At 32.4% G+C, this 5,587-nt stretch carries 3 protein-coding genes; all 3 read left to right on the top strand.

The window, feature by feature from the left end; translation table 11 throughout:
• The first annotated feature begins 201 nt into the window (after window positions 1-201).
• The 3 genes from IAI56_RS15090 (at window position 202) to IAI56_RS15080 (ending at window position 5,515) form a co-directional block, all read left to right on the top strand.
• Window positions 202-4,506, top strand: coding sequence for a T9SS type A sorting domain-containing protein (locus IAI56_RS15090; protein ID WP_187658649.1), 4,305 nt, complete (start codon window positions 202-204; stop codon window positions 4,504-4,506).
• Between the two features lie 63 nt (window positions 4,507-4,569).
• Entirely contained in the window at window positions 4,570-5,187 is a 618-nt protein-coding gene (locus IAI56_RS15085) for a T9SS type A sorting domain-containing protein (protein WP_187658648.1), read from the top strand.
• Window positions 5,188-5,233: 46 nt separating this feature from the next.
• On the top strand, window positions 5,234-5,515 hold the full coding sequence (locus IAI56_RS15080) for a hypothetical protein (RefSeq protein WP_187658647.1): 282 nt from the start codon (window positions 5,234-5,236) through the stop codon (window positions 5,513-5,515).
• The last annotated feature ends 72 nt before the right edge of the window (window positions 5,516-5,587 follow it).

Genomic DNA, 5,587 nt, shown 5'->3' with positions numbered 1-5,587 from the left:
CAGGCGTTTGGCACAATGGCGGGTGACGCGGTTAATTGAACATTCTACCTCGCATCAACTTTTGTGGTGTATTGACAGTTATGCGCTCCGAAATCCGCCACTGCGCCAAGCGCCAAACGTTGGAGGAAACCATTGAGCTACACGAAACGCAAAGAAACCGCATAAAAAGTTATAACAATTTAACAACTAAAACCAAAAACAATGAAAAAACAACACAAATTATTACTTCTTTTTTTTATGTTGACAAGCTTTCTCAAAAGCTATTCACAAGAATATGAAATTAATCTTTCTCCAGAAGGTAAGCTAGAAACCATTTATGATAATCAAGGTAATCAATTTAAACTTAAGGATATTTTAATTAATGCTCCTAAAAACTCAGGAGTTTTAGCTACTACAAGTTTAAATTGTTCAACTACATCTTATTTCAACTTATATTTTGAACCAGGTTGTGGAATGGAAGACACTACAAATCCAATACACAATGCACGACGTGCAGTGATGTGTAAAGTATTTGAAGATATATCTAATTTTATTACTTCACCACTCTCAACTACTGGTAATAAAGTCAATATTTGGGTTAGAAATATTGCGAATTTGAGTGTACCATCAGGTACTTTAGGACTAGCTTCCTCTTATTATCTTCCTACTCCAAATGTTGGTGGAATTTTAGATGGTGAAATTTGGAAAACAATTCATTTAGGAGTTGACTCATACACAAATGTTTTAAATGGAACAAATAATTTCTATCATGGTAGCGTTTCTTTTAATTTTAATGATCCAAGTATAAATTGGAATACTAATTTATCCATCAATTCGCCTAGCAATTTATATGATTTATACACTGTTATTTTACACGAAGTAGTACACTCTTTAGGTTTTAATAGTTTTATAAATCAAAACGGAAATTCAATTGATCCATTTCCTTATTACACTAGATACGATACTTTTTTAAGAACCAACAACAACATACCATTACTCACCATTGGAAGTTGCAGTATGTATGATGTTAGTTTTAATTCAGCTGTTTCACCAACAGTATTAAGACCAGGGTGTACTTTACCAAATAATTTAAATACTGGTGTGCTTAACAATACTACTTGTGCAAATGCCATAAAATATGTAGGTTCTTCAACAGTTCCTGTTTATACCCCGACCTGTTTTGAACAAGGTAGTAGTTTAAGTCACTTTGAAGATTTACTTTATCCTACTTGCGCTTCTCCATACGGTAACGATAATTATTTTGTATTAAGTAATGTTAATCTTTTAGGAACGACTAAGCGTTATTTAAAACCCGAAGAACGCAATGTTCTTTGTGATATTGGCTATAACGTAAAAACAACTTTTGGGGTAAGCACAACAAGTAGTGGTTTCTACAATTATGGTGGAACAGCTTGTGCTGGTATCTCTGTAGCTGGTTTAAATGATGGAATAAATAGTAATGGAGATTACACGTTTGTCGGTAACGCAAGTACCAACATATCGATTAATGGTGCAACTATTCTAAATAACGATGTTAATGCTACAGGATTTGAATGTTTACAAGACACTACAGCTCCTGCAACTTTATCTGGAACAAGTGGTACTTCATCAACAACAATAAATTTCAGTAGTGCTACCACTGGATTACATGTATTACGATATGTACCTGTAAATGGAACTAAAAGAGGTAATATTACATACTTATATGTATACATCCGTATACCAGTAAGTACTGGTGGATGTAGTCCAACACCAAGTGCGTGCAATTTAGTAAGCAATGGTAATTTTGAACAAATATCAAATTCATCAGGTATACCAATAATAAAAAAAGCATGCGGTTGGGACTCTGTTTTTCAAACAGCTGGGGATGGTAGCGCAGTAGCAAAATATTTTAGTTCTACCAGTAATCCTACATTTCCAAGTTGGAATGTTCCTTGTAATTGGTTTGGTAGTCAATCTAGTAATAACAATATTGGCAACAGTTACGCTGGCTTATCTATTTCAACAGGTGTTGGTGGCAAACAACATATTTATACACGATTAAATACTCCGTTACTGGCAAACACAAATTATCAACTAAGTTTTGATGTATCATTAGCAGATGGTTTTAGTCATTGGGCTAGCAATTTACAAGCTTTTTTACACAGGTCAAATTCAACTCCACCATCAATTTTAGCGTATAATTCTAATGGAGATGTAAGTATAGTTAATAATGCATCAGATACTACAACACAATTAATTTCTCCAACAGTTACAAGAAACACAAATGGTTGGGATACAGTTACATTTAATTTTACAACAACAACTGGTGGTGAACAATTTTTATATTTAGGTTTATTAAATAATGCTACACTTGTTTCAAATACACCTGCTGCAACTGGAATAGGCGGATGTAATTATCAATCTGCTGCCACTAATGCTTTTGGTAATAGATTAATAAGTTATTACATAGATAACGTTTCACTAATACCAACCAACGGAGCAGTTTTAAATTTACCTGCATCAATTTGTAACACTCAAAACCTAAGCAACTTATCTTTATATTTAAATGGTACAACTGCTACTGGTGTTTTTTCTGGTACTGGTGTTACTCTTGCAAATGGTGTATATTCATTTAATGCTTCAGTTGCAGGTGTTGGGACTTCTACAATTGGCTATACTTTTACAAATAGTAGTGGCTGTTCAGTTACTTTATTTGACACTATAAACGTTACCTCTACATCATCAAACACAGTTGTTGTTGATGCTGTTAACGATAATTTCTCCAGTCCGCCAATAATTGGTGCGTCAGGTGGTGTTACAACAAGTGTTTATGCAAATGATTTATACAATGGTACTGCTTCAAGTTCTGCTTCATTGCCAAATGTCAATTTTACTTTAGTTACTCCTCTATCTATTGCAGGTGCTACAATAAACAGTTCAGGACTTATTTCAATACCAGCTGGCACATCAGCAGGTACGTACACACTAACTTATAGATTGAGTTCAATAGGTAACTGTAATTTTTCTGATACCGCAACTGTAACTATAGTCGTTACAAACAATAATACAACTCCAAATCTTGTTGCTGGTATAAGAGCAAACAACGTAGTTAATCACATTGAACTTCAAAACACAGGTAAATCAATTATTTCTGGTTATTTTACAACCTATAATAATATTTCAAAACCTTATTTAGCTAGATTAAATACTGATTTAACTTTAGACCAAACTTTTACTTTTGCAGGAAATCAAGGTGCAATGGATTTGGCAATTCAGTCAGATAACAAAATTATTGCAGCAACTTGGTCGGCAGGGTTTGGTGGTACTAGTTTAGGTATAACAAGATTATTGCCAGATGGTGCAGTTGATACGAGCTTTAATACAGGTGGTACTGGCATATCTAGAAATATTAGTTATACAAATGAAATGGGTTATGCTTGCGCAATTCAAACCGATGGTAAGATTTTATTAGGTGGAGATTTTTATTATTATAATGGTGTGCAAAGATTAGGTATAGTTAGAATTAATAGTAATGGTTCTATTGATACATCATTTAATCCAACTGTATTAAACACCTATTATCGAAGTGTGGTAACAGGTATTACAATACAATCTGATGGTAAAATTATATTATTAGGCTTCTTTAGTCCACCAACAGCTGGAGCAACTCAAAAAAATATTATACGATTAAATAGTGATGGTACAATTGATACAACATTCTTAGCTGGTGATACAGCAGGTTCATTAGTATTTAATGTAGATTTGAGTGTTTCATTATACTCACCAATAGCCAAAGCTGTGGTACAACCTGATGGCAAAATTATAATTGCAGGTGCTTTCAATAAATATAATGGAACAAATGTAAAATCTTTAGTGCGTTTAACTTCAACTGGAGCTATTGATGGTAGTTTTAATACAGCTACAGGTGTAGAAAGAGCAATTAATGAACTTATTCTCGAACCAACTACAAACAATCTAATTATTGGAGGAGAATTTACTTTATTTGGCACTACAGCAGTTAAAAAACTAATTCGTTTGACAACTAGTGGAGCATTAGACACAACTTTTAGTATCGGAACAGGTACTACAGATTCTGTGGTTTATTCAAGCTGTCCTTTTTGTACAAATTATGTAAAAACATTAAAACAACAAACTGATGGAAAAATAATAGTTGGTGGTAAGTTCACAACTTTCAATGGTTTATCGGCAACAAACATTACTAGAATTTTTGGTTCAGCTGGTGTTCAAGCTAAAAGTAGTGCAATCGAGTATCAAAGTGAACCAGAAATAGATATTAATCCAAGTTATAATGCGATTATTATTTATCCAAATCCAAGTAAAGGTATTTATACCATTGACTTAACACAGATAAATGAACCTAGTACAATAACTATATATAATGTTTTAGGTGAGCTTGTTTATGACCAATCATTAACACCACAAACTCAAAATCAAATCGACCTTACTCATTTATCAAATGGCTATTACATTGCTCGTATCAATAATGAGTCAAGAAGTACACAACAAAAACTAATAAAAAACTAATAACTAAACTTAATCCATTGTCAAAGTTGTAACTTTGACAATGGATTTCTAACATTTATAATTATGAAAAAAATAATAACTTTACTTGTTCTACTTACCTTTTTCAAAGGTAATACTCAATGTCCAGCTCCTTCAAATTTAGTTTATTCCACAATTAATACACAAGATGCATTATTAAGCTGGACTGAAAATGGAACTGCAACCACTTGGGATATTACAGTAGTTCCTAATTTTTATGTGGGAGCTCCGCTACCAACTGATTCTTATTACCAATCAAGTACAAATCCATTTACATTTGCGAATTTTCCACCAACAGGATGTAATGTATTTTTTGTTAGGTCACGTTGTTCTGCAACAGTTGTCAGCCCATGGGTAGCTCTTGCTACTTCTGGATGCGATACAAATGTTTTCAGCTATCTTGCAACACTATCTAATAATGATTTTTCTATCAATAATGACAACAAAGTAAAAATTTTTCCAAATCCTTCAAGTACTATTTTTAAAATAGTATCAGATACTAATATTGATAAAATAACAATTTTTGACACTTTAGGAAAAGAAATTTTAACACAAACCCAAAACAATAATGAAATTAACATAGAAAAACTATCAAAAGGTATATATCTTATTGAAATTACTTCAGAAAATGAAAAGATTTACAAAAAATTAATTAAAGAATAATTTATTATATCCTTGATATATACAAAAAAACAAGGCTTGTGCAAAATTGTATAAGACTTATGTCAAATCATATATTACAACTGCAAAAATTGACAGGTCTTTCGCAAAAGTAGATAAAGCTTGTACCAAAGTAAATAAGAATTATGCCAAATCAGTTAAACCTTATGCAAAAGTTGATATGACTTGTGCCAAAATAGATAAGCCTTGTGAAAAAGTAGATAAGGCTTATGCCAAAATAGATAAGACTTGTGCCAAAATAGATAAGCCTTGTGAAAAAGTAGATAAGGCTTATGCCAAAATAGATAAGACTTGTGCACCAGTAAAATAGGCACTTAACGAAAACAAAAAAGCAAAATGAAACGTGAAAATTGGAATGTAAAAAGTTATGGCATCCTCCAAT

The sequence above is a fragment of the Flavobacterium macrobrachii genome (assembly GCF_014486675.1).
In the GTDB taxonomy this organism is placed as follows: Bacteria; Bacteroidota; Bacteroidia; order Flavobacteriales; family Flavobacteriaceae; genus Flavobacterium; species Flavobacterium macrobrachii.
This window is presented reverse-complemented; position numbering and strand designations above follow the sequence as displayed.